The 21,111-nt window shown below is 64.3% G+C and carries 29 protein-coding genes, 1 tRNA gene and 2 pseudogenes; 8 read left to right on the forward strand and 24 right to left on the reverse strand.

The features are described 5' to 3' along the window. Positions 1-144: 144 nt before the first annotated feature. A complete protein-coding gene (locus tag KBZ22_RS09920; RefSeq protein ID WP_255021846.1) occupies positions 145-1,041 on the reverse strand; it encodes a LysR family transcriptional regulator substrate-binding protein in 897 nt (298 codons plus the stop codon). A gap of 61 nt (positions 1,042-1,102) precedes the next feature. Between KBZ22_RS09920 and KBZ22_RS09925 the strand changes: the two genes are divergently transcribed. Continuing rightward, entirely contained in the window at positions 1,103-1,648 is a 546-nt protein-coding gene (locus tag KBZ22_RS09925; RefSeq protein ID WP_255021847.1) for a hypothetical protein, read from the forward strand. On the opposite strand, the gene KBZ22_RS09930 is transcribed toward KBZ22_RS09925, so the two are convergent. The 12 genes and pseudogenes from KBZ22_RS09930 to KBZ22_RS09975 all read right to left on the reverse strand — a co-directional run bounded on the left by KBZ22_RS09930 (position 1,645) and on the right by KBZ22_RS09975 (position 7,865). Next, the gene (locus tag KBZ22_RS09930) at positions 1,645-1,878 is read right to left on the reverse strand and encodes a DUF3136 domain-containing protein (protein WP_255021848.1); all 234 of its coding nucleotides are present in this window, start codon (positions 1,876-1,878) and stop codon (positions 1,645-1,647) included. The two genes, KBZ22_RS09925 and KBZ22_RS09930, sit on opposite strands and share 4 nt — an antisense overlap. 105 nt (positions 1,879-1,983) lie before the next feature. Beyond that, positions 1,984-2,688: a response regulator transcription factor gene (locus KBZ22_RS09935; protein WP_255021849.1), complete on the reverse strand. Its 705-nt coding sequence runs from the start codon at positions 2,686-2,688 to the stop codon at positions 1,984-1,986. Between the two features lie 53 nt (positions 2,689-2,741). After that, complete coding sequence (locus tag KBZ22_RS14340; RefSeq protein ID WP_315858607.1) at positions 2,742-3,032, reverse strand: AIR synthase-related protein; 291 nt, start codon at positions 3,030-3,032, stop codon at positions 2,742-2,744. Beyond that, complete coding sequence (locus KBZ22_RS14345; RefSeq protein WP_315858608.1) at positions 3,016-3,573, reverse strand: AIR synthase related protein; 558 nt, start codon at positions 3,571-3,573, stop codon at positions 3,016-3,018. The genes KBZ22_RS14340 and KBZ22_RS14345 overlap by 17 nt, the downstream gene beginning before the upstream one ends. Beyond that, the gene (locus KBZ22_RS14350) at positions 3,574-3,738 is read right to left on the reverse strand and encodes a hypothetical protein (protein ID WP_315858609.1); all 165 of its coding nucleotides are present in this window, start codon (positions 3,736-3,738) and stop codon (positions 3,574-3,576) included. Beyond that, positions 3,735-3,833 (reverse strand): annotated as a pseudogene (locus KBZ22_RS09945) (hypothetical protein); the annotation flags it as partial. The gene KBZ22_RS14350 and the pseudogene KBZ22_RS09945, both read right to left, overlap by 4 nt. Before the next feature lie 45 nt (positions 3,834-3,878). Continuing rightward, positions 3,879-4,412: pseudogene (locus KBZ22_RS09950) on the reverse strand (acylphosphatase); the annotation flags it as partial. Then, on the reverse strand, positions 4,409-5,113 hold the full coding sequence (gene hypB, locus KBZ22_RS09955) for a hydrogenase nickel incorporation protein HypB (RefSeq protein WP_255021850.1): 705 nt from the start codon (positions 5,111-5,113) through the stop codon (positions 4,409-4,411). The gene hypB and the pseudogene KBZ22_RS09950, both read right to left, overlap by 4 nt. 115 nt (positions 5,114-5,228) lie before the next feature. Beyond that, positions 5,229-6,041, reverse strand: a complete 813-nt coding sequence (locus KBZ22_RS09960) for an SDR family NAD(P)-dependent oxidoreductase (protein ID WP_255021851.1) — start codon at positions 6,039-6,041, stop codon at positions 5,229-5,231. 242 nt (positions 6,042-6,283) lie between these two features. Next, complete coding sequence (locus KBZ22_RS09965) at positions 6,284-6,511, reverse strand: hydrogenase maturation nickel metallochaperone HypA (RefSeq protein ID WP_255021852.1); 228 nt, start codon at positions 6,509-6,511, stop codon at positions 6,284-6,286. Positions 6,512-6,710: 199 nt separating this feature from the next. Then, a complete protein-coding gene (locus tag KBZ22_RS09970) occupies positions 6,711-6,899 on the reverse strand; it encodes a hypothetical protein (protein ID WP_254929943.1) in 189 nt (62 codons plus the stop codon). A gap of 282 nt (positions 6,900-7,181) precedes the next feature. Then, positions 7,182-7,865 carry a carbonic anhydrase gene (locus tag KBZ22_RS09975; protein WP_255021853.1) on the reverse strand — a complete coding sequence of 228 codons (684 nt, stop codon included), beginning with the start codon at positions 7,863-7,865 and terminating at the stop codon, positions 7,182-7,184. Between the two features lie 347 nt (positions 7,866-8,212). Between KBZ22_RS09975 and KBZ22_RS09980 the strand changes: the two genes are divergently transcribed. Continuing rightward, entirely contained in the window at positions 8,213-8,554 is a 342-nt protein-coding gene (locus KBZ22_RS09980) for a hypothetical protein (RefSeq protein WP_255021854.1), read from the forward strand. 271 nt (positions 8,555-8,825) lie between these two features. Here the strand turns inward: KBZ22_RS09980 and KBZ22_RS09985 are convergent, their stop codons facing one another. The 6 genes from KBZ22_RS09985 to KBZ22_RS10010 all read right to left on the reverse strand — a co-directional run bounded on the left by KBZ22_RS09985 (position 8,826) and on the right by KBZ22_RS10010 (position 12,092). Next, positions 8,826-9,164 (reverse strand): NAD(P)H-dependent oxidoreductase subunit E, encoded by a 339-nt coding sequence (locus KBZ22_RS09985; RefSeq protein ID WP_255021855.1) that lies wholly within the window; start codon positions 9,162-9,164, stop codon positions 8,826-8,828. Beyond that, positions 9,148-9,384 (reverse strand): hypothetical protein, encoded by a 237-nt coding sequence (locus KBZ22_RS09990; RefSeq protein WP_255021856.1) that lies wholly within the window; start codon positions 9,382-9,384, stop codon positions 9,148-9,150. The genes KBZ22_RS09985 and KBZ22_RS09990 overlap by 17 nt, the downstream gene beginning before the upstream one ends. A 188-nt stretch (positions 9,385-9,572) precedes the next feature. After that, positions 9,573-9,806, reverse strand: coding sequence for a hypothetical protein (locus KBZ22_RS09995; RefSeq protein ID WP_255021857.1), 234 nt, complete (start codon positions 9,804-9,806; stop codon positions 9,573-9,575). 77 nt (positions 9,807-9,883) lie between these two features. After that, positions 9,884-10,852 (reverse strand): tRNA glutamyl-Q(34) synthetase GluQRS, encoded by a 969-nt coding sequence (gene gluQRS, locus KBZ22_RS10000; RefSeq protein WP_396111944.1) that lies wholly within the window; start codon positions 10,850-10,852, stop codon positions 9,884-9,886. A gap of 91 nt (positions 10,853-10,943) precedes the next feature. Then, a complete protein-coding gene (locus KBZ22_RS10005) occupies positions 10,944-11,219 on the reverse strand; it encodes an HU family DNA-binding protein (RefSeq protein ID WP_006911342.1) in 276 nt (91 codons plus the stop codon). A 192-nt stretch (positions 11,220-11,411) separates the two neighbouring features. Next, complete coding sequence (locus KBZ22_RS10010; protein ID WP_255021858.1) at positions 11,412-12,092, reverse strand: MBL fold metallo-hydrolase; 681 nt, start codon at positions 12,090-12,092, stop codon at positions 11,412-11,414. 193 nt (positions 12,093-12,285) lie between these two features. Here KBZ22_RS10010 and KBZ22_RS10015 point away from each other — a divergent pair, with 193 nt between their 5' ends. Then, positions 12,286-14,352, forward strand: coding sequence for a glycogen-debranching protein (locus tag KBZ22_RS10015; protein WP_255021881.1), 2,067 nt, complete (start codon positions 12,286-12,288; stop codon positions 14,350-14,352). A 2-nt stretch (positions 14,353-14,354) separates the two neighbouring features. Here KBZ22_RS10015 and KBZ22_RS10020 read toward each other — a convergent pair. Beyond that, positions 14,355-14,425: transfer RNA gene (locus KBZ22_RS10020), tRNA-Gly, on the reverse strand. Positions 14,426-14,522: 97 nt separating this feature from the next. Between KBZ22_RS10020 and KBZ22_RS10025 the strand changes: the two genes are divergently transcribed. The 5 genes from KBZ22_RS10025 (at position 14,523) to plsY (ending at position 18,675) form a co-directional block, all read left to right on the forward strand. Further along, a complete protein-coding gene (locus KBZ22_RS10025; RefSeq protein WP_255021859.1) occupies positions 14,523-15,887 on the forward strand; it encodes an MFS transporter in 1,365 nt (454 codons plus the stop codon). A 14-nt stretch (positions 15,888-15,901) separates the two neighbouring features. Then, on the forward strand, positions 15,902-16,648 hold the full coding sequence (locus tag KBZ22_RS10030) for an ABC transporter permease (protein WP_254929972.1): 747 nt from the start codon (positions 15,902-15,904) through the stop codon (positions 16,646-16,648). Next, on the forward strand, positions 16,648-17,082 hold the full coding sequence (locus tag KBZ22_RS10035) for a DUF3119 family protein (RefSeq protein WP_255021860.1): 435 nt from the start codon (positions 16,648-16,650) through the stop codon (positions 17,080-17,082). Before KBZ22_RS10030 ends, KBZ22_RS10035 begins: the two co-directional genes overlap by 1 nt. Then, the gene (locus tag KBZ22_RS10040; RefSeq protein WP_255021861.1) at positions 17,075-17,989 is read left to right on the forward strand and encodes a DUF3086 domain-containing protein; all 915 of its coding nucleotides are present in this window, start codon (positions 17,075-17,077) and stop codon (positions 17,987-17,989) included. The genes KBZ22_RS10035 and KBZ22_RS10040 overlap by 8 nt, the downstream gene beginning before the upstream one ends. An 86-nt stretch (positions 17,990-18,075) precedes the next feature. Beyond that, on the forward strand, positions 18,076-18,675 hold the full coding sequence (gene plsY, locus KBZ22_RS10045) for a glycerol-3-phosphate 1-O-acyltransferase PlsY (RefSeq protein ID WP_396111947.1): 600 nt from the start codon (positions 18,076-18,078) through the stop codon (positions 18,673-18,675). A 35-nt stretch (positions 18,676-18,710) separates the two neighbouring features. Here the strand turns inward: plsY and proC are convergent, their stop codons facing one another. The 4 genes from proC to KBZ22_RS10065 form a co-directional block, all read right to left on the reverse strand. Beyond that, a complete protein-coding gene (gene proC / locus KBZ22_RS10050) occupies positions 18,711-19,502 on the reverse strand; it encodes a pyrroline-5-carboxylate reductase (protein ID WP_255021862.1) in 792 nt (263 codons plus the stop codon). 7 nt (positions 19,503-19,509) lie between these two features. After that, a complete protein-coding gene (locus tag KBZ22_RS10055; protein WP_255021863.1) occupies positions 19,510-20,061 on the reverse strand; it encodes a cell division protein SepF in 552 nt (183 codons plus the stop codon). Between the two features lie 93 nt (positions 20,062-20,154). Continuing rightward, positions 20,155-20,793 (reverse strand): YggS family pyridoxal phosphate-dependent enzyme, encoded by a 639-nt coding sequence (locus tag KBZ22_RS10060; RefSeq protein WP_255021864.1) that lies wholly within the window; start codon positions 20,791-20,793, stop codon positions 20,155-20,157. Between the two features lie 4 nt (positions 20,794-20,797). Next, positions 20,798-21,064: a PipX family protein gene (locus KBZ22_RS10065; protein ID WP_255021883.1), complete on the reverse strand. Its 267-nt coding sequence runs from the start codon at positions 21,062-21,064 to the stop codon at positions 20,798-20,800. Between the last annotated feature and the right edge of the window lie 47 nt (positions 21,065-21,111).

A 21,111-nucleotide genomic window follows, 5' to 3' on the forward strand; every position in this document is an offset into this window, starting at 1 on the left:
GCAAAAAAGCAAAAACACCAGGTGGAGGATAGCAAATTACGCAGAGTTCTTCAGTTTTTGCACAATTAATCATTTGCGGTCTCACTGTGCAGCCGGCAACAACGCAGCACGTCAGCAATTGCACCAGCCACGAAAACAGAAAAACTAGTAATTGTTGAGCAGCTGAATACCGCCGTGTCGCTCAACTATGCCAGCGAGACGGGAAAGCAACAAAGCCTGCAAGGAAAGCAAACGAGGATGATCAATAAAATCCCGGCGACATACAAGCACCTCCCCAGAGGCAAATGGCAACTCCAGGGGCAGCTTGACTAAATCACCCCCAGAAACTTCCATACTGAGCGAAGTGGCATAGCCGATAGTGAGCTCCGCCTCCGTTTTGCCCTCCCAATTTTCGCGCTTATAGCGAAACATTCGCACATGATCGTTCCAGAAGCCGAGCTTCTTTAAGCAAGCCTCAACCCTGGGATAGGAGCCTGGCGGCAGACCAAGGGTTGGATATTGGGCAATATCATCAAAAGACAGCTGGGCTTGATTAATCAAAGGATGACCCGGCCTAACAACAAAAAACACCGGCATCTTCGACAGGGTAATCGAGGTCAGCTCGGGGTCATCGGCAGGGGGGTAATCAGGCAAGCCGGTGAGGCAGACATCAACAATCCTCTCCCTAACTAGCTGAAAATTACGCGGCACTCCAACAATATTGGCAAGGCCAAGAATCCAATTGTCTGGCACAGGAGTGCACAACAAGGGGCCTGACCAATAAGTCGCCTCCAGGCGCAGGGGCCTAAGCCCCTGCCACCTCGCCACTTGATGAACGCAGCGCTCCAGCGCCAAGATCGTCGCATCGCCAACGGTGTTCCACTCGCCCTGGATGCGCTGGAGGTCAAGACCAAAAAGATCCAGACATTTTCGCGATTGCCTGCTGACGGTGGTCTGACTTAGGCCGAAGCGCTTAGAGACCTCTTCACACGTACGCAGCCACTGCAGGGCATCGAGCGCCGTAAGCGCATCAAGATCAACCAATTCCGCGAAAACTGACAATTGAATTTAAGCCAGATCTGAGCCATGAAAGGCTTTACCGACTCTGATGCCCAGTAGCAAAATGCCTACTAGCGAAATTCCCAGTGGCGAACAGGCGCTGGCCCTTGAGCGGCTCAGCCGTCGCCAGGGCTCCGCGATTACGGCAGAGCAGCTGTTTGGCCGCTGGCGGCTCCAGCTGCTCTGGAGCAAGGGCAGGGCCCAACCCAACCCCGCCACGGCAGCCCTGCTGCGGGGCCTGCAGGCAAGTCTGAGCATCGCCACAGGAGACGTCACTCCAGACGCCCCTTCGCTGGAAAGGGGTGATGTCAAGGTGGTGAACAGCGTTCAGCTCGGGGCGTTGCAGCTGCGCTTCAGCGGCAGCGGCAATCTGCGGGGCCGCAGACCGTTATTGGAGTTTTGGTTTGACCAACTGGAATTGCGGCTCGGCCGCCAAAGCCTCTGGCGCCAAGCGATCAGCCGGCAGCCGGAGCCACGCCGGCGCCCATTTTTCGCCCTGATCGCTCGCTCCGGCGCCGCCGATAACGGCTGGCTGCTCGCCAGGGGGCGGGGCGGCGGATTAGCCCTGTGGGTTCTCGATCCCCAGCTGGAAAAAGCAAGCGACGCCTAGAGAGCGGCGCTCAACTCCCGCTGCAGCAAGGCGAATAAATAATCGGGCTCGCGGTATTGAGTCGGCAGGCAATTGTGCAGGATCTCCAGCCGCTGCCAGCAAACGGTGCGGCGCACCTTGGCGATCGTCTTGCCCTCGCGAATCAACAGGCGCATGGCCTTGCAATAAAGCGGATAGTTCGCTTCCAACTCACCAATGGTGAGACCTGGCGCGGGTAGAGAGATTGTCATGGCACTCCGGCTGGGCGGCCGCAAAGAACCCGATGGGGCCTGGGTTGAGTGTGCGCTTCTGGGCAGGTTTACCGAGCCCCCCATACGGGGACAATCTGTAAGGCGTCAGACCTGCACCATGCCGCAACGCATGCCCTTGAGCACGGCCTGCAACCTGTTATTGACGTCGAGGGTCTTAAGCAGTCGCTTGGTGTAGGTCTTGGCGGTTTCCTCGCTCACCACCAGTCTCTCGGCAATCTCCCGATCGGTGAGGCCGCTGGCCAGCAGATCCAGCACTTCGTATTCGCGCTTCGTGAGCCGCGGGCAGCTCAGGTAGGGCAGGGTGCCGGAACGCAGCGAAGGGCTGCGGTAGGAGTGCCGCCCCATCACCGCCAGCACAGCTGCCTGCAGGGGCCGCTGATCGCCGATGAAATCGGCTTCCGCCACTACGGCCTCCAGCCAGGAAGCCTCAACGTATTGGGCCGGAATCACATCCCCCAGGGCCAGCACTACCACCCGCAAGCCCTGATGGGCACTGCGCGCCTTGCGGGCTAGCTCGAAGCCATTGCCATCCTCCAGGTAGTCGGTGCAGATCAACAGCTCGTAGGGCTCCCGCGCCAGATAGGCCAGGCAGGTGGCCTCATCGGTGACGGCACAGCCGATGCGGGTGCGATCTTGAAAGCTCTCGCACACTGATCGCAACAGAAAGCGACCCTTCATGGCGATCGCCACCTTGCCGCTGACCGCCACCTTGCCGCTGATCGCAATCGACAACAGCACCTGGTCGAGGGTGGTGCCCTCCAGGCTGCTCAGAAAAGGGGTGAGATCCATCGACCCACAACTCTTGGCAGGGGCGTTAGATAACCCTAAGACAGCTGGCGGGTTCAGCAAATGCGGGGCAGCAGCTCGCCGCTGAGGGGCAGCAGCAGGCGCTCGGTGCCAAAAGAGGTGGTGAGCAGCACCCGCGCTCCCTTGCTGGCCGGCCGCACGCTGCCAATCCAGGCTCCGCCACTGGCCGCCAGCAGGGTCTGGGCCTGATCGCGGGCCTGGGGCGGCACCACCACCACAAAGCGACCCTCATTGGCCAGGTGCAAGGGCTCAAAGCCAAGCAGCTCACAGGTGCGCGCCACGGGCTCCAGCACCGGCAGGCGGGCCTCCTCAATCGCCAGCTCCACCGCGGCCCGCCTCCGCTAGCTCATGCAGGGCACTGGCCAGGCCGCCGCGGGTGAGGTCGCGCAGGCAGTGAATCCGAACCCCGGCCTCCAGCAGGGCCCGCACTTGGGGCCAGAGCGGCGCGCAGTCGCTGAGCACGGGCGGCACCAGGGCCAAGCCATGGCGGGCGGCCAGGATTGCCACGCCATGGCGGCCCAGGTCGCCGCTCACCAGCAGCTGATCGCCCGGGCAAATCGCCGTGGGGTGGATCGGCGTCGGCGCCTGCACCGCCCCGATGCCACTGGTGGTGATGAATATGCCGTCGGCCTTGCCCCGTTCCACCACCTTGGTGTCGCCGGTAACGATCGTGAGCTCGCAGGCCCGGGCAGCCGCCGCCATCGAGGCCACCAGGCGCCGCAGCAGCGCCAGCGGCAAGCCCTCCTCCAGCAGCAGCGCCACACTCAAATGCAGGGGCCGGGCGCCCGCCATCGCTAAATCATTGGCGGTGCCGATCACCGCCAGGCTGCCGATATCACCACCGGGAAATTCCAGTGGCTGCACCACTTAGCCGTCGGTGCTGAAGGCAAGCGGGCCCGCGGGCAACTCCAGCCGGGCCGCATCGTGCAGCACCTGGGCCGGATCGGTGTGGAGGGCCCGCAGCTCCTGGTTGATCAGCTGCTGCATCAGGGTGCCGCCGCCGCCATGGGCCAGCTGGATGCAGTCGCTCATGGGGCCGGGCGCCGGTAGCGGTGATAGGCGGCACAGGCCCCTTCGCTCGACACCATCGGTGCCCCCAGCGGCCGCTCCGGGGTGCAGGCCGCCCCGCCGTCAGCCGCACCCCAGTCCCCTGCCCCCTGCCACTGCAACTGGGGCCCACAGGTGGGGCAGCCGATCGTTTCGGCGTGGAAGCGGCGATCTGTGGGGTCGTCAAACTCCCGCTGGCACTGAGCACACAGCGGAAAGCCCGCCAGGCTGGTGTGGGCGCGGGCGTAGGGCTCGGCGCTGGCGATCGAATAGCGCGGCCCGCACTGGCTGCAGCTGATGAACGGGTAGCGGTAGCGGCGGTTGGCGGGGTCCTGGAGCTCCGCCAGACAGGTGGGACAGGGGGCCAGATCGGCGACGAGAGACGGGGCAAGCAGGCCAGGCGGCGCCGGAACGAGGGGCGGGAGCCACTTGGGCGCCAGTGGCTCAAGAGCGCCGGGGGGCTGCAACGCCTGGGGCAACCGCCGCACCAGCAGCTCCAGCAACCGGCGCTCCCCCTGCAACTCGAGCCTTACGGCGCCAGCGACGTTCTCCACCACGCCCACCAGCTCCAGCTCACTGGAGAGGCGATGCACCAACGGCCGGAAGCCCACGCCCTGCACCACGCCGCGGCACCAGAGGCGCAGCCGCGCCGCGCTCATCGCGCCAGGGCGTTGATCAGGGCGTCGAGGCCGGCGCCGCTGCGGGCCGAGGTTTCCAGCACGCGGGCGTGGGGGGCCACCCGGGCGATGGCGGCGTGGGCGGCGGCGCGATCGAAGCCCACCGCTTCGGCCAGGTCGCTCTTGGTGATCAGCACCAGATCGGCGCCGTGGAAGATCGGCGCGTATTTGAGCGGCTTGTCTTCTCCCTCGGTGGTGGAGAGCAGCACCACCCGCAGGCTCTCGCCGAGGTCGTAGGCGCCGGGGCACACCAGGTTGCCCACGTTCTCGATCACCAGCAGTTCAAGCTGCTCAAGGCTGATGCCTTGGTGCTGGAGGCGATGCAGACCCTCAGCCACCATTGGCGCCTCCAGGTGGCAGGCCTGGCCGGTGGTGATCTGCACCGCCGTAAGCCCGGCAGCCTGGAGGCGGCGGGCGTCGTTGTCGGTGGCCAGATCGCCCACGATCACTGCCAAGCCGGTGGGATCGAGGCGCTGGGCCAGGGCTTCGAGCAGAGCGGTTTTGCCCGAGCCGGGGGAGGAGAGCAGATTCACCACCGTGACGCCTGCGGCTTCGAAGCGCTGGCGCAGGCCGGCCGCCTGGGCATCGTTGCGCTGCAGCAGGGCCGTGCGCAGGGGTAGCTGGCGGGTTGGTTCTGGGAGCGGCTCAGGCGCCGGCTGTCCGCAGGAGCAGTCGCGGCACATGTCGGCAATCGGCAGAGGCCAGTTCCAGGCTAGGCACCACGCGGAACCCTTCCGGAATGAGGGTCATGGTGCTCCGCCCCTGCAAGGTTCAGAGCACCACTAGTGCAGACGGTGATCAGGTCATCTGAATGCGAATCAGGCTGTCCCACAGTCGCGTTGGCAGGATCCGGCTGGCGATCACTGAGGCCGACTGGTGACCGCAGAGGTAACGAGCTGATGGGCTGGGGTCGGTGAGGGCACGCTCGATTGTTAGCGCCACCTCTAGCGGCTGGGAGGCACCCCGGTAGACGGCATCCCAGCTCTTGCGAACGGCACGCATCATGTTGCCGTAGGTGCGGCAAGACAAAGCTCCCTCGATCGAGGGGGCAGCCACATTGGCAAAGTCGGTAGCGATCACGCCCGGCTCAACCACCACCACGTTGACACCAAAGGCCTTGAGCTCGAGTCGCAAGGCATCACTCAGGGCCTCCAGCGCAAACTTGCTGGCCCCATACCACCCCGATCCGGGTGAGACCCAGCGACCGGCAATCGAGGAGATATTGACGATGCGACCACGACCTCGCTCGCGCATGGCAGGTAACAACTGCTGGGTGAGCCCCATCAGCCCAAAAACGTTGACTTCGAAAATCGCCCGGGCTCGATCCAGGGGCAATGTCTCCAGCGGACCCACTTCACCGAAGCCGGCATTGTTGACCAGTGCATCGAGCGCACCCACCTTGGCGGTGAGCTGCTCAGCGAGCTCGCGGCGTGAGTGGTCATCGCTCAGATCCAACGCCATCACCTCGGCACCCAAGGCTGCCAAGGGCTCCATTGCTTCCAGCCGCCGAGCAGCTGCAAACACACGCCAGCCGCGCTCCAGCAATAGGCGAGCTGTCGCCGCGCCAATTCCGCTGGAGGCGCCGGTTACAAGAACGGTTGGGGCTGACATTAGAAGCTCTGAATTGAAATCACAAAACGAAGATCCCGATGGAAAAAACCTTTCCTAAACTAATCGCACTTCAAATTGGGATTCTTACTAGACCCTGTCGTCCCGCTTAAAGCATGTTGTCGACACGCTTAAAGCTGTTGCCATTCTACTCGACGACGCAGCAGCTCGTTATTTGATGCCCAGCTTGATGCATCCGCAGGTTCCCAAGGGCGCACCTATGTCGGACCATGCCAACGCCGCCTTCAGCTGAGCTCCAGCGAGGACAGCTCCAGCTCGCGGCCTTGCAGAAGCCGGCGGCTGAAGCTACCGCAGCGGAAACAAAGGCAATCGCCCTGTTCGCTATCGAAGCCCTGCTGACAGGACTCACAAAAAAAGCTGGCGATCACAACCTCAATGCGCAGCTCGGCGCCAGAGGCGATCGTGCCGGCCATCACCACCGTGTGCGCGAAGCGCAACGCCTCCGGTTCCACCCCGGCCAGGCTGCCGATGCGCAGGCTGATCGCGCACAGCCTCCATCAGACTGAGTTCATGCATGGCGCAGCAGGGTCAGGGCCTGCGTGGGGGCGGGGGCGCGGGCGCACGGGGGCACGGGGGCACGGGGGCGCAGCTTGACTACCAAAACTCCAGCGTGAAAGTCTGCCTCAATTCATCAACCATACGTGTCCGCGCTTATATCTTGAGGCCCAGCTCCCTGGCAATACTGGGGCGGCGATCCACCAACTCCTTAGCCGCTTCAGGGATGATCAAGATCATCTCAAGGTCTTGAGTGGCATGGATAGCCACAGGATTGGGCCGATGACCTGAACCATCGAGAGCCGAGGCATCAGCATTAGCCGCGATAATGGAATAAAGAACCATTAGCCTTGTAGCAGGCAAAATCTACAATTTTTACAAGCCCCTTTGCTTTTGCATTAATAGCCGCATTGGCGATATCTACGATGCTTAATATCACAACAGGGCCCAGTCACCAGACCCATGCCAAAGCCAACCTCCTTCTCAATCGAGCAAATAATTACACCGCTTTCGGGGGCCTACCAGGAATAAGTGATTGCAGCCCAATAGATCATAATGTTTTTGACAGGCGAGGAGGGAGCTGATCTTTGCAATAGCTATTAATGGAATTCAACCAGACCCCTGGAATTAACTAGGCAGCAAGCTCACAACTCCAGTGCCAATATCACAATAGGAACTATGTATAGCCAGCTTCCCTTCTGCTTCTGCGAATTTCAGCACATCGCTGCGTCTGGTGAGCTCGGTGGCTGAATGGCGAGCGTTGGCCTGAACAGCTTTGCTCAGATCATCACCACTTTGAAGACTTGCCTTGATCGGTGCCACTAGCTGCTCGAGCAAGGGCGTCAGCGGTGCCGTGTCCATGGCCGCCTTAACCGCGCCACAGCCACTGTGACCCATAACCAGTATCAATGGAGTACCGAGAACGGACACTGCATATTCCAAGGAAGCAATGGCCTCATCAAAAGCTGTGTTTCCTGCAGATCGCACTTCGAAGAGCTCACCGGAACCACAGGCAAACAACCAGCTGGGATCTACCCGGGAATCCGCACAAGACAATGTGGCCGCAAACGGCTTCTGCCCCTGGGCAAGCGCCGCAGGATCAATCTGACATTCGTTTTGCCAGATCCTGTTGAGCACCTGCATGCGCTCGACCGGTGTGGCGATGTCACTGGCCGCTGCCCAAGCCTTGGCGAAGCGCCCATTGCCGCTCATCAGGCGATCCAAAGCATCCTTTGGGGTGCACACCTGAAGGCTGGCCAGCAACTGGTCATCGATCGGATCGGAGGCCCAGGCACGCTGGGCCCCGATCATGGACCAGGCTGCCGTTGCCACACTGAACGCCGTGCCCACCAGGAGATCGCGCCGGTTCATCCCCATAAGACCTGGCCAGCTGCTGGCACGTTAATCAACACCCCTCAGACAACACTAAAAGCGCAAATAAAGCAGGAAAAAATTTAGGAAGCTGAGCCCACCAGGCCATCTTTCCGTATTGAAGAAAACAAATTAAGGAGCCACTTCCACTCCAAAGAGCGCAGGTATGAGGCTCAGCTCATGCATGGCGCCTCAGCCAGCCCTGCATGAGCGCCTGGGCACGAGGCAGGGCTGCCTGGATCTCAACCGACAGAGTGTTGCCGTGCTCAAAAGCATGGGCCTGGAGGATGAGCAGGCAGGCTGCAGGAGGTGCTGCTCCATGGCAAACCAAAAAGGGGGGAGGCGAGCTCCTAATTGTTGGCGGCGATGACCTGATCCGCAGCAAGGCGTTGCTTAGCCAGGACCTAGTTAATCCTGCGAGCAGCTTCCGCAGCCCCTCCAGCAGCGACCATTTGCGCCGCCAGCGCCTGGGCTGCGGCCCGATAGGACGGGTCGGTGAGCACCTCCTGCACCGCAGCACGAATAGCGGTGGGCTGGGGGTGAGCCGTGCCGAGATCCAAGGAATCTCCGGTGCGTCGGAGACGAGCACATACCTCCGGCTTGTCCTCGCCGGCACCGGCCGTCACTAAGGGGCACCCCGAAGCTCAAGGCGGCCTGCACGCCCCGATAGCCGCCGTTGGCGATCATCAGGGCCACCTTGATTAGCAGGAACCCGTAAGGGATATAACCAGCCGCTCGCACGTTCGCAGGCAACGCGCCAAGCGCCTCAATGGATCCATCTGGCCGGCCGGTGGAGACCACCAGCTCAATACGCAGCGGCGTCTGGCCCGCCGCGTGGGTGGAGCAGGAGAGGCAGGGGTCAAAGCAGCGGATTCGGCCTGCAGCCGGTTGAGTAGGGACTCAGGAATTTCGGCGCCCTCGGCCAGCGGTGCCTCGCTCCACCCCGTGCTGGGCCACCAAGCTTTGCCGCAGGCCCGCCTCCAGTCGCTCCGCCCCCCGCACAAAGCAGGCGGTGCCACGACACACCACACAGCGGTGCAATGGCGGAGGAACAAGCCGAAACAGGTGATAAAAACTGGCCACCCCCATCACATCGCTAAGGGGTCGCTGCATGGCAACCGCCAGCTGCTGCAGCTCAGCTCGCGGCAGGTAGCCATGCCGCTGCTGCACAGCATGCAGGCGTTCGATCAGCGATGCATCCAGGGCATGGCAGCCGGGGCGATCAGGTGTCGTTGCCACCAAGGTCGTCCTCAAAGCCCTGATCGGGATCAAACTCGCTCCAGCCGGGGCTGGCGTCGTTAAAGAGTCCATAGCGGGCCGCCTCGTCATCCATCTGGGTATTGCCGGTGGGACGGGTGTCGCAGCTGATGCCGCCATCGGCGGTGGGCTGGCAGTTGTCAAACTCCACCCCAGCCCGGCCTGGCTGCCCCACGAGCAAACCAGTGCTGATGACCCCCACTGCAAGGGCTGATCGAAATATCAGAGCCATGGGAAATATCCGTGCCATGGGGATCGTCAACCAGAACGGCTTACTGGGATGATGGCTCCGGTTTGGCCTCTGAGCGATGTACACGGACTGGACTGCCGTGATTTTGCTGCTGTTAACTGCGGCGCCCCTAGCCGTGGTGGTGGCTACCGCAGCCTTCTTCATTTGGCGGAAGAAGAAGCAGAAAGGCTGACCTGAAGCCCAGCCCGTCCTTTGAGAATGGCGGCGACGGTGGTAGCACCAATTGCCTGCAGCACCTTGCCCTGCCCTAAGCAATCAAGGCAGGTGCGGTAGCGCTGATCGTCCAGCCGCAGCATGCCGCTGCCTCCGCATTGCTGACAGCGGCAGGAATTTTCGTGGCTTGCCCGCTGCAGGGGCCCATCGGAGTAGGTCATCGAAATGTCCCCATTCGAGGACTTAGAGCTATCCACCAGTGTGATCTGCTTTTCCCCACTTGATCCCGAAACCTTCCTTAAGCCTGGGCGCCCCGGAGCACTTGGTCCAGCCGCTCTGAGCTGAGTTGCTGCAGTAATTCAGCGGCTGAAAGGCGGCTGCCAGCTGGCACCAAAGCCGCACTGGCAGCTAGCTGGCCCACCACTGCCGCTGCGTCCATGCCGAGCTGGTGGTAGCCCGCTAGCCCCTCGGCGCCCTCTCGCTTGCTGAGCCTCCGCCCGCTGCCATCGCACCAGAGCGGCACATGGCCGTAGCGGGGCGGGGGCGCGCCCAGGGCCGCCATCACTGCCACCTGGGCCCCCGTGGCTCCCCAGAGATCGTCACCGCGCACCACATCGCTAATTCCCAAAACCAGCTCATCCACCGCTGTGGCCAGGTGGTACGCGAGGTAACCATCAGCCCGGCGCAACACCACATCACCAACAGCCGCTGGCCCATCGAGCTCCCCGGGAGCGCCATAGCTCTCCAGCCAATGCAGGCTCCCGGGCTCCAGCCGCAGGCGCCAGCTGGGCAGTCGCCCCTGCACCGGCCCCCAGCCGCCACTGGCTGCCCGGCAGGTGCCCGGATACACAGCAGCAGCACCGTGGGGCGCAGAGATATCGGCGAGCAGGCGGCGACTGCAGCGGCAGGGATAGAGCAAGCCATGGCGCCGCAGGGCTGACAGGGCCGTGGCGTAGAGCCCGCGCCGCTCGCTCTGACGCAGCACCGGGCCGTCCCAATTGAGGCCCAGCCAGTCCAGATCGGTCAGGATCGAAGTCTCAGCACCGGCCCGATTGCGGGGCGTGTCGAGGTCGTCGAGGCGCAGCAACCAGGCGCCCCCCCGCAGCCGGGCGTGCAACCAACTCAGCAGGGCCGTGCGCAGGTTGCCGCGGTGCAGAGCGCCGGTGGGGGATGGGGCGAAACGGCCGCGATATCCCAGCTGGCGCTTGGCCAGACCGGCCTCAACCAGGGCCTGCAGGTGGGATGGCAGCGGCGCAGCAGCCAGCAGGGGGGAGGCATCTCTCAAGGGGCCACTCTGCCGTGGGCACAAAAAAAGCGGCCCCTAGGGGCCGCCGTGGCAGGAATTACCTGAAACCAGATCAGCCCTGGACGCGGTCTTTGAACATCTTGCCGGCGGTGAAGGCAGGCACCCGCTTGGCGGGGATCTTGATCTTCTCGCCGGTCTTGGGGTTCAGACCCTGGCGGGCAGAGCGCTCACGGGGCTCGAAGGAGCCGAAGCCCAGGATTGACACCTTCTTGCCTTCTACGACCGAGTCGATGATGGTTTCGATGGCGGCGTCGACGACTTGGGAGACGTCGGTCTTGGTGAGCTCGGTGCGGGCGGCAACGAGGTTGACGAGATCAGCTTTGTTCATGGGAATAGGAAGCCTCGGGGGTGGCGGTCGTGTTGCGACGAAAGGTGGCGAGTCGGAAAACCCCGATCGGCCCTGAGATGAGCGCGCCAATGGTATGGGGCTCTGGCCGCTGCTGCAACACAGAAGTGCTCCGGCGCAACGGTTTTCGTGACAATTTCCCCACATGGGGGGTCCAGGGAGGCTCCAAATGGCTCAAAAGACGAGCCCAGCCAGCAGCTCCGCACCCCCATTGACGAGTTTGTCGCCGCGCAGGGCACCAAGCCCACCACCACTGGCGATCCAGTCGGGAGAGCCGGCCGGCAACCAGCTGCGCAGCCGCTCCAAACTGGCCAGCTGGCGGGGCCAATGGAAGGTGCGCGCCGTGCGCAAGGGCGCCAGAGCAGCTGGTCCGGTCGGCAACAGCAAGCGCCCACAAAACAGGCCATCGACTGCTCCAGCACGCACCAGCAGCACGCAGGAGCCCGGCGTGGGCCCTGGGGTCCAGAGCAATTGGACCCCGGGCGCCAGGGTCAGCTGCTCGCCAAAGCTGGTGCACCCCTGCACACCCGGCAGCAGGTAGGCCTCCTGCTCCTGCACCAGCACAGACCAGCCCAGGGCCTCCTGCCAGCGCCGGCAGCGGCCGTGGCCCTCGCGGCTAGTGAGCACAAGCCTGCCAGGCCCCACCAGCTCAGTGCGCTGGCGCAACATGGCCAAATTTGCCTCAGTGAATCCCGGACAATCCACCAGCAGATCTCCGCCACCTCCATAAGCAGCGGCCTCCAGCAGCCAGCTGCTTCCCCCCTGGCTATCGCGGCTGGGGGCGAACAGCCACAGATCAGGGCGCACCTGCTGGGGCGGCCGGCCGGATTCGGGGGGTTGGGTCAACTGGGTCAACTTGTTTATGCAGCGGGAGCGGGCAAAAACAGGGCAAGGAGTGGAGCGCGATCCGTCCGGAGACGGGCACCTCAGGCGACTGCCTGCTGCCCCGGCCAAGATTCGCGCTTAGCGTCACCGCAGCAAGCTCGGCCCCTTGACGGTCCAATTCAACAGTCCTGAGCTAGCTCCACCCCCGAATCACCACCAAGGGATTCACATCGGCCATCCCTGGCCGCTGGGGGCAAGCCTCACCAGCCGGGGTGTCAACTTTTCGGTGGTGGCCCCTCTGGCCACCCGGATCGAGCTGCTGCTGTTCGCCGACGGTGAGGCGAGCGAGCCAGCGCGGGTGGTGGAACTGGACCAGCGGCACCGCTCTGCTGATCACTGGCATGTGGAGGTGGAGGGTCTGGGCCTGGGCAGCTGTTACGGCTACCGGGCATTTGGGCCGCTGCAGCCGGGCGGCCATGGCTTTAATCCTTCCAAGGTGCTGCTCGACCCTTGCGCCCGAGCGATCGCCGGCTGGCAGAGCTATGAGCGTGGCGGCGCCGTTGGGGCGGCACCCAACACTGGCCACTGCCTCAAGGGAGTGGTAACTGAGCGCGACCGCTTTGATTTCAGCCACGCCCCCCGGCCGCGCCACAGCTGGCAGAAGAGCGTCATCTATGAACTGCACGTGGGTGGCTTCACCCAGGGACCGGGTTGTCCTGTGCCAGCGCAGCTGCACGGCAGCTTGCTTGGGCTGATTCCCACCATTCCCTACCTGAAGGATCTGGGCATCACCACCATCGAGCTGCTGCCGGTGATGGCCTTCGATCCCAACGACGCCCCGGCCGGACGCCACAACTATTGGGGCTACAGCCCCTTGAGCTGGATGGCGCCCCATCCCGACTATCTGGTGGGCGATGACCCGCTCAGCGGCCGCGACCAGGTGCGTCAACTGGTGACCGCCTGCCACCGGGCCGGCATCGAAGTACTGCTGGATGTGGTCTACAACCACACCACTGAGGGCAATCAGGATGGGCCCACCCTCAGCTGGCGCGGCTTCAGCGACCGCCTCTACTACCAGCAGAGCGCCAAAGGCGATTACCAAGATGTGAGCGGCTGCGGCAACACCATTGCGGCCAATCGGCCGCTGGTGCGGCGGCTGATCCTGGAATCGCTGCGCTGCTGGGCCACGGAGCTGGGAATTGATGGCTTCCGCTTCGACCTGGGCATCGCCCTCAGCCGCGGCGACAACCTGGCCCCCCTAGACGCGCCGCCCCTATTTGAGGAGATGGAAGCCGATCCAGATCTCGGCGACCTGAAACTGATCAGCGAACCCTGGGATTGCGGTGGCCTCTATCGCCTCGCCGACTTCCCAGCCCGCCGGGTGGCCACCTGGAATGGCCGCTTCCGCGACGACCTGCGTCGCTTTTGGAAGGGTGATGAAAAAACCTGCTGGACCATGGCCCAGCGCCTGAGCGGCAGCCCAGACCTTTTCGCCAACACACCGGTGCATCCGGGTCAATGCATCACCTTCTTGACCGCCCACGACGGCTTCACCATGGCCGATCTGGTGAGCTTCAACGGCAAGCACAACCTGGCCAACGGTGAGGACAACCGAGACGGCGATAATCACAACAACACCTGGAACCACGGTGTAGAGGGTCCCAGCTCCGATCCAGCCATCACGGCCCTGCGCGAGCGCCAGCTGCGCAATCTGCTCACAAGCCTGCTGCTCGCACCGGGAGTGCCGATGCTGTTGATGGGTGATGAGGTGCGCCGCAGCCAGGGCGGCAACAACAACACCTGGTGCCAGGACAACCCCCTCGGCTGGATGCACTGGCAACCCGATACGGGCGACCTGGCCCTGCGCCTGTTTCTGCAACGCCTGCTGCAATTACGGGCCCATCTGGCCGGGCTGTTCAACCCCGAGCTGCCCTTTGATGACAAACCCCAGCGGCGCAGCGGCGATCGGGGCCACCTCTGGCGCCAGTGGCACGGTGTCGAATTAGCCAGCCCGGACTGGGCGAGCTGGTCCCACACCCTGGCCTGGAGCCTCAATGACAGTCACCAGGGGCCCTTGGTTTGGTGCGGCATGAACGCTTACAGCAAAGCGATGCACTTTGAGCTGCCCAGCTGCCGCCAGGGCTGGCTGCGGGTGATTGACACGGCCCTACCCCCCGGCGAAGACCTACCTTCCGAGCCTGAGGCCTGGCTGCCCGCGGGGGCACCCCTGCAAAGCCGCAGCCTGATGCTGCTGGTGGCGGCCCCGCTGCTGGAAGGCCGAAAGCTTTAAAGAGCGGGCGGCGGGAATCGAACCCGCATCATCAGCTTGGAAGGCTGAGGTTTTACCACTAAACTACGCCCGCGGCAGTACATGCGTACGAGTCACATGCCTGTTGCTGTTACCGAAGTAACCCAGCTCAAACATTATGGCCTGCCCACCCCAAGCCCAAAGCGGCCCCGATGATTACAGCTGAAGAACCAAGCTTGGGGAAAGCAGCCCGGCGTCGCCTGCTGTGGAGCTATGGGCTCGGCGACATCGGCACCGGCATGGCTGCCACCCAGCTGGGCTTCTACCTATTTGTTTTTTACACCGGTGTGGCCGGGCTGCCGGCCTGGATGGCGGGCCTGGTGCTGATGGTGCTGAAGGTGTGGGATGGCATCAACGACCCCCTAGTGGGCTGGCTCAGCGACCACACCAAGCACCCCTGGGGCCCGCGTCTGCCCTGGATGGCTGGCAGCGCCATTCCCCTAGGCCTGGCGCTGGTAGCGATGTGGTGGGTGCCTCCGGGGGGGGACTGGCAGAAGTTCGCAATTTTGGTGGTGATCCAGCTGGTGGCTATGGCGCTGTACACCTGCGTCAACCTGCCCTACTCGGCCCTAGCCGCCGAGCTCACCAGCTCCACCCAGCTGCGCACCCAGCTGAATGCCAGCCGCTTCACCGGATCGATCCTGGCTGGATTGGCCGGCTTGGTGCTGGGGGCCCTGCTGGTGGGCCAGGGCGCGGAGGGCTACCTACGAATGGGCTGGGTGTCCGGACTAACCCTCACGGTGTTCACCCTGCTGTGCTGCTGGGGACTAGCCCCCTTCGCCCGCAACTGCCAGCGCCCTACGGGCCACCCGGAACCGATCCGGCGCCAACTACAGCGCATCTCAGCCAACCCTCGCTTTCTCAAAGTGCTGGGGCTTTACCTGCTGCTCTGGTGTGCCCTGCAGCTGATGCAGCCGGTGTCGCTGATTTTCCTGGCCGTGGTGATGCAACTGCCGGAGAGCTGGAGCACCTGGATCCTGATTCCCTTCCAGCTCAGTGCCCTGGCGGGGCTGCAGCTATGGAGCCGGGTGGCAGGGCGCCACGGCCGTGTCTGCGCCCTGCGCTGGGGCACCGGGCTGTGGATTGCCGGCTGCCTGGGGGCAAGCCTGCTGGTGCCCCTCGATGGCAGCACTGCTCCCCTGGGCAGCTTCAGCAATGGCATCTCCCTGGGCCTACTGGTGCTCACGATCATGGTTACGGGTCTGGGAGCCTCCACCGCCTACCTGATCCCCTGGGCCCTGTTGCCCGACGCGATCGATGCCGACCCCGACAAACCAGCCGGGCTATACACGGCCTGGATGGTGGTGACTCAGAAACTGGGCATCGGTGTGGCCGTGTTTGCCCTTGGTAATGGGCTGAGCCTCAGCGGCTACCAGGCCTCCCTGGAACTGGCCCAGCCAACTACTGCCCTCACCACCATCCGCCTATGCATGGGCCTGATTCCGGCCGTGCTGATCGCTGCTGGCCTGCTGGTGATGCGACGCTGGCCGGAGAAAGGCCTGCACCGCCAGCCATGAAGCGCCCCGCCTGGCTGACAACACCGCGCTGGCTGCGACGCCTAGGAGCCAGCCTGCTGGTTGGCGGCCAGGCGGTGAGCGCCATCGCCAAGGGGCGCATCGGCTTCAACGATCTGATGCAAGAGCTGATGGAAGCCGGCCCCGGCAGCTTCCTGATCGTGCTGATCACGGCCTTGGCTGCGGGCACCGTGTTCAACATCCAGGTGGCAGCGGAACTCTCCAAACAGGGCGCCAGCGCCACGGTGGGCGGTCTATTGGCCCTGGGGCTGTCACGGGAGATCGCGCCCCTGCTCACCGCCACCCTGCTCACCGGCAAGGTGGCCACGGCCTATGCAGCCCAGATCGGCACCATGAAGGTGACTGAGCAGATCGACGCGATCACGATGCTGCGCACCGATCCCGTGGAGTACTTGGTGGTGCCCCGGGTAATAGCCATGGTGATCATGGCGCCGGTGCAATGCCTACTTTTCTTCTGGGTTGGGATCTGGTCGGGCCAGGTGAGCAGCACGCTGCTTTACAACATCCCGCCGGCGGTGTTCTGGAACTCGGTGCGCACCTGGATGGAGCCCGACGACCTGCCCTCGATGCTGCTCAAAGCTCTGGTATTCGGGCTGCAGATCGCCGTGATCGCCTGCGGCTGGGGACTCACCACCCGGGGTGGTCCCAAGGAGGTGGGCACCAGCACCACCGGCGCCGTGGTCATGATTCTGGTCACAGTCGCCCTGATGGACGCCCTGCTCACCTCGCTGCTGTTCACCTGATGACCTCCCCTGCTCCCGGCACTAGCGGCGTGGTGCTCGACCCCGCCTACGGCGTATCCCTTGGCGTGATTGGCCTGGGACTGGCAGCCCTGGCCCTAACGCCGCTGTGGGCTGGGGCCATCTGGCTCAGCCTGGTCGTAGCGGTGTTCGGTTTGTTTCTGCTGCTGCAAACCCGCCTGCTGCGGCTGGAATTTGGCGGCGATGCCCTGCTGGTGTGGCGTCAGCAGACCCTGCTGCGCCGCTTCCCATACCAGGAGTGGCTGAGCTGGACAATCTTTTGGCCAGGGCTGCCGGTGCTGTTTTATTTCCGTGAACAGGGCAGCATCCACTTCCTGCCAGTGCTCTTTGATGCAACCAGCCTGCGCCAGCAGCTGGAGCACCACCTGAGCCAGCTCCCCCCCGCAGCACCTCCCGATTCCCCAAGCGATGTCTGACGACCCCAGCCAGGCTTCCCCCACCCCTGACAGCCCGGAGATCCCTTCACCAGCCCCCTGGCAGGAGCTGGCCCTTACGGAGCTGCAGCAGCAGCGCACAGCCATACTTGAGGAGATCCGCCAGCTGGAAGCTCGCCGCGGCCAGATCCAAAAGGAGATCGAAGCGAGCTTTGCGGGCCAAGCAGATGGGGTAGCCAGGCGGCTCAAGGGCTTCCAGGACTACCTGGTGGGAGCCCTGCAGGATCTCGCCGTGGCCGCCGAGCAGGTGGAGCTGGTGCCCCAGCAGGTGCTGGTGCAGCCCTCCCCCCTCGACCAGATCAGCACCACAGCAGAAGCAAGCCAACCCCTAGCCGCTGTAGCGGCCGCGGGGCTGTTCGGCCCTGATGAAGTCCTGATTCGCGAGCGTCTGGCCGGCTTTGGCGGCCAGCCAGACTTCTACGCCGATCCCTGGCAGCTGCGCCGCACCCTGGATGCCAGCGGAGCCGCCCTGCTCGACGACTGGTTCTTGGGCCAGGGCGGCCGGGGTGCCCAGCCCAGCTGCGGTAGCCGCAGCCGCAATGCCCTGGTGGCCGCCGCCGCCATCGCCATCCTCGGCGAGCTCTATGGCGAGCGCTTCCAAACCCTGGTGCTGGCCAGCCAACCGGAGCGCCTGGGGGAGTGGCGCCGCGGCCTGCAGGACTGCCTGGGCCTTTCCCGCGAGGATTTCGGACCCAGCAGCGGCATCGTGCTGTTTGAGCGGGCCGATGCACTGGTGGAGCGGGCCGACCGCCTCGAAGAGCGGGGCGAGCTGCCCTTCATCGTGGTGGATGCGGGCGAACCGGTGATCGAGATCCCGATCCTGCAGTTTCCGCTCTGGCTGGTTTTCGCGGCCGGCCCCGGCGAACTTATGGCCGACGAAACCTATTAACCCCAACCACCGTGACCCTGCCTGCAGCCGTAACCCTGCCAACAGCCGTAACCCTGCCAACAGCCGTGACCCTGCTCACCCTTGCCATGCTGATCACCGGCTACCTGCTCGGCTCAATCCCCAGCGGTTACCTGGCAGGGCGCTGGCTGGCTGGCCTCGACATCCGCCGTGAAGGTTCCGGCTCCACCGGTGCCACCAACGTGCTGCGGGTGGTCGGCAAGGGGCCGGCCCTAGCGGTGTTCCTGGTGGATGTGCTCAAAGGAGCCGCTGCCGTGCTGCTGGCCAAGACCCTGCTCGACCCCTTTGGCGTTGGCGTAGTGCTGGCTGGCCTGGCGGCGCTGGCCGGCCACATTTGGCCGGTGTGGCTGGGCTGGAAGGGTGGCAAGGCGGTGGCCACCGGCCTGGGCATGTTGCTGGGACTCACCTGGCCGGTGGGACTGGCCTGCTTCGGCATCTTCCTGGCCGTGCTCAGCCTCAGCCGCATCGTGTCCCTATCCAGCGTCGTGGCGGCGCTCGCCCTGCCGCTGCTGATGCTGGGCTGGTTTGCTGACCAGGGGCTGGGGCTGCGCTGGCCATACCTGGGCCTGGCCCTACTCACCACCATGCTGGTGCTATGGCGCCACCGCAGCAACATCAAACGGCTGCTAGCCGGCACCGAACCCCGCCTGGGGGCCCCCAAGGACTGATTGAGACAAGGTCTGATCAGACCCCAAACTCACGTTCAGGCCAGCTCGCGGCTGCGCTGGGCAGCAGCCAGCACGGCCTCGATCAAGGCCGAGCGCAGGCCAGCTTTTTCCAGCTGACGCAGGCCGGCGATGGTGGTACCCGCCGGGGAGCTCACCATGTCCTTGAGCTGGCCGGGATGGAGATCGCGCTCCTCCAGCAGGGCGGCGCTGCCAGCCAGGGTGCGGTGAGCCAGGCGCTGGGCTAGGAGCCGCGGCAAACCGGCAGCCACAGCGCCATCGGCCAAGGCTTCAGCTACCACCGCCACAAAGGCGGGCCCAGATGAGGTGAGCGCCAGAAAGGCATCGAGCTGGGCTTCAGGCAGCTCATGCACCTCGCCCACCTGGGCGAAGAGCTGCTGCACCCAGCGGCGTTGGTCTGGGGGCACGTCGACGCCAAAGGCCAGGCCCGTGAGCCCCGCCCGCACCAGGGCCGGGGTATTGGGCACGGCGCGCACGCACTGCCAGCCAGGAAACAAACGCTGCAGCCGCGCCAGGGTGACACCGGCGAGCACGGAGATCAGCAGCCCGCCCGAACCAGCCGCCGCCGCCGGTGCCACGGCCTCGAGCTGCTGGGGCTTAACCGCCAGCAAAACCACCGGCGCAGACCAGGCTGCAGCTGCATCAGTTGCCACAGCCAAGCCGTGGGTTTGGGCCAGGCAGGTGGCGGAGGCTTCGCTAGCAACAACGGCCCGCACACCCTCGCGCTGCACCAGGCCTGCTTCCAGCAGGGGAAACAGCAAAGCCTGGGCCATACGGCCCAGGCCCACTACGCCGAAGGTTGGCGTCACAGCCGGCCTAAATGGCGGCGTCCTGGCGGCCCCAGGCCGGGCTGGGGGCCGCGTCCTGCTGGGGCTCGCTGATCTCCCGGCTCACGATCGTGGGCGAAGAGGCCTCGTCGCTAGCGGCGGTGGTCACAGTGACGCAGCTAGGCGCAAACAGGAAAATGCTTTCACCCACCCGCTCCTGGTGGCCGTCGATTGCGAAGGTGCCGCCTGCCACAAAATCCACGGCGCGCTGGGCCTGATCCGGCTCCATCATCGTGAGGTTGAGGATCACGGTCTTGCGCTCGCGCAGGGCCTGGATGGCGCGGGGCATTTCATCGAAGCTGCGTGGCTCCATCAGGGTCACTTCGGCAACGGCCGTGGATAGGCCAGGCATGCCGATCACGTTGGTGCCGGCAAAAGGATCGTCACCGCCGAAATCGGAGCCCAGGGCTAGGGCGCTGGAGCGACTGGTGTAGCTCGGCTCAGGCTGCTCGCCGCCGTCGTAATCGAGCTCATCGTCGTAGTCGCCATCGAGATAGTCGTCTCCTGAGACAACGGCACGCAGGCGGGAAAACAACGACACGAACCGAACCTCGCAAGTTTCTTTCCACCTGAATAGCGTCCCACACCAATCGCGGCAAGGCTTTCAAGCGGAGATTGGCACCTTCTGGGGAAATTATTGAATTTGGCGCGGCCCAAACAGGCCGCTACCAATGCGCACCCAGGTGCTGCCAGCCTCAGCAGCCTCGGGCCAATCGCCACTCATGCCCATCGAACGCTCCGGCAGGCCCAGCTTCGTCGCCAGGGCGTCGCACTCGCCAAAAAGGACCCGACGCTCGGCCTCGTCCAGGCCCAGGGGGGCCAGGGTCATCAGGCCCAAGGGCCGCAGGGGCGCCAGGCCACCCAACTCAGGCCAGTGTTGGCAGAGCTCAGCGGGGTCAAAGCCGGTCTTGGCGGGATCGGGGCGAAATTTCACCTGAAAAAACACCGCTGGCTGGCGCTGCTCCTCGGCGGCGATGCGGGCCAGACGTCTAGCCAGCTCAAGGCTGTCGAGGGAGTGGATCGTGCCGAAGTGGCGCACCACACCCCGGGCCTTATTGGCCTGCAGCCGGCCGATGAAATGCCAGTCGAGGGGCGCCAGATCGGCCAGCTCGGCCTGCTTGAGCACCGCCTCCTGCAGGCGACTTTCACCAAAGCTGCTCTGGCCGGCGGCCACCGCTTCGCGAATCCGATCAGCGGGCTGACCCTTGCTCACCGCCAGCAGGCGACAGCCTGGCGGCAGCTCGGCCTGGAGGGCGGCCAGTCGCCGGGCCAAGGATTCAGATGAAGGTCTGGTCAAACAACTGACGCCAGTGGGCGTGGGCCTCGGGACCGTCGCGGCGGGAGCGCACCAGATTTTGCTCAGCAAAGTGGCGAGCATCCATCAGCGGCACCACCTCAAAGGTGGCGCCACGGGGCTGCAGGGTGACGACGAAAAAAATGCGCTGGGCGTAGAGGGTGGCGAACAGATCCCGGCCTTCGGACACCGCCGCCACCCGATAGAGCATCCCGAAGGTGGGATGGTTTAGATAGCGCTCCTGACTCACAAATGCGCTGCTCGTCAATGCGCTGCTCACCGATGCGGTTGAACTTG

The sequence above is a fragment of the Cyanobium sp. L1E-Cus genome (assembly GCF_024345755.1).
Lineage (GTDB): Bacteria > Cyanobacteriota > Cyanobacteriia > PCC-6307 > Cyanobiaceae > Cyanobium_A > Cyanobium_A usitatum.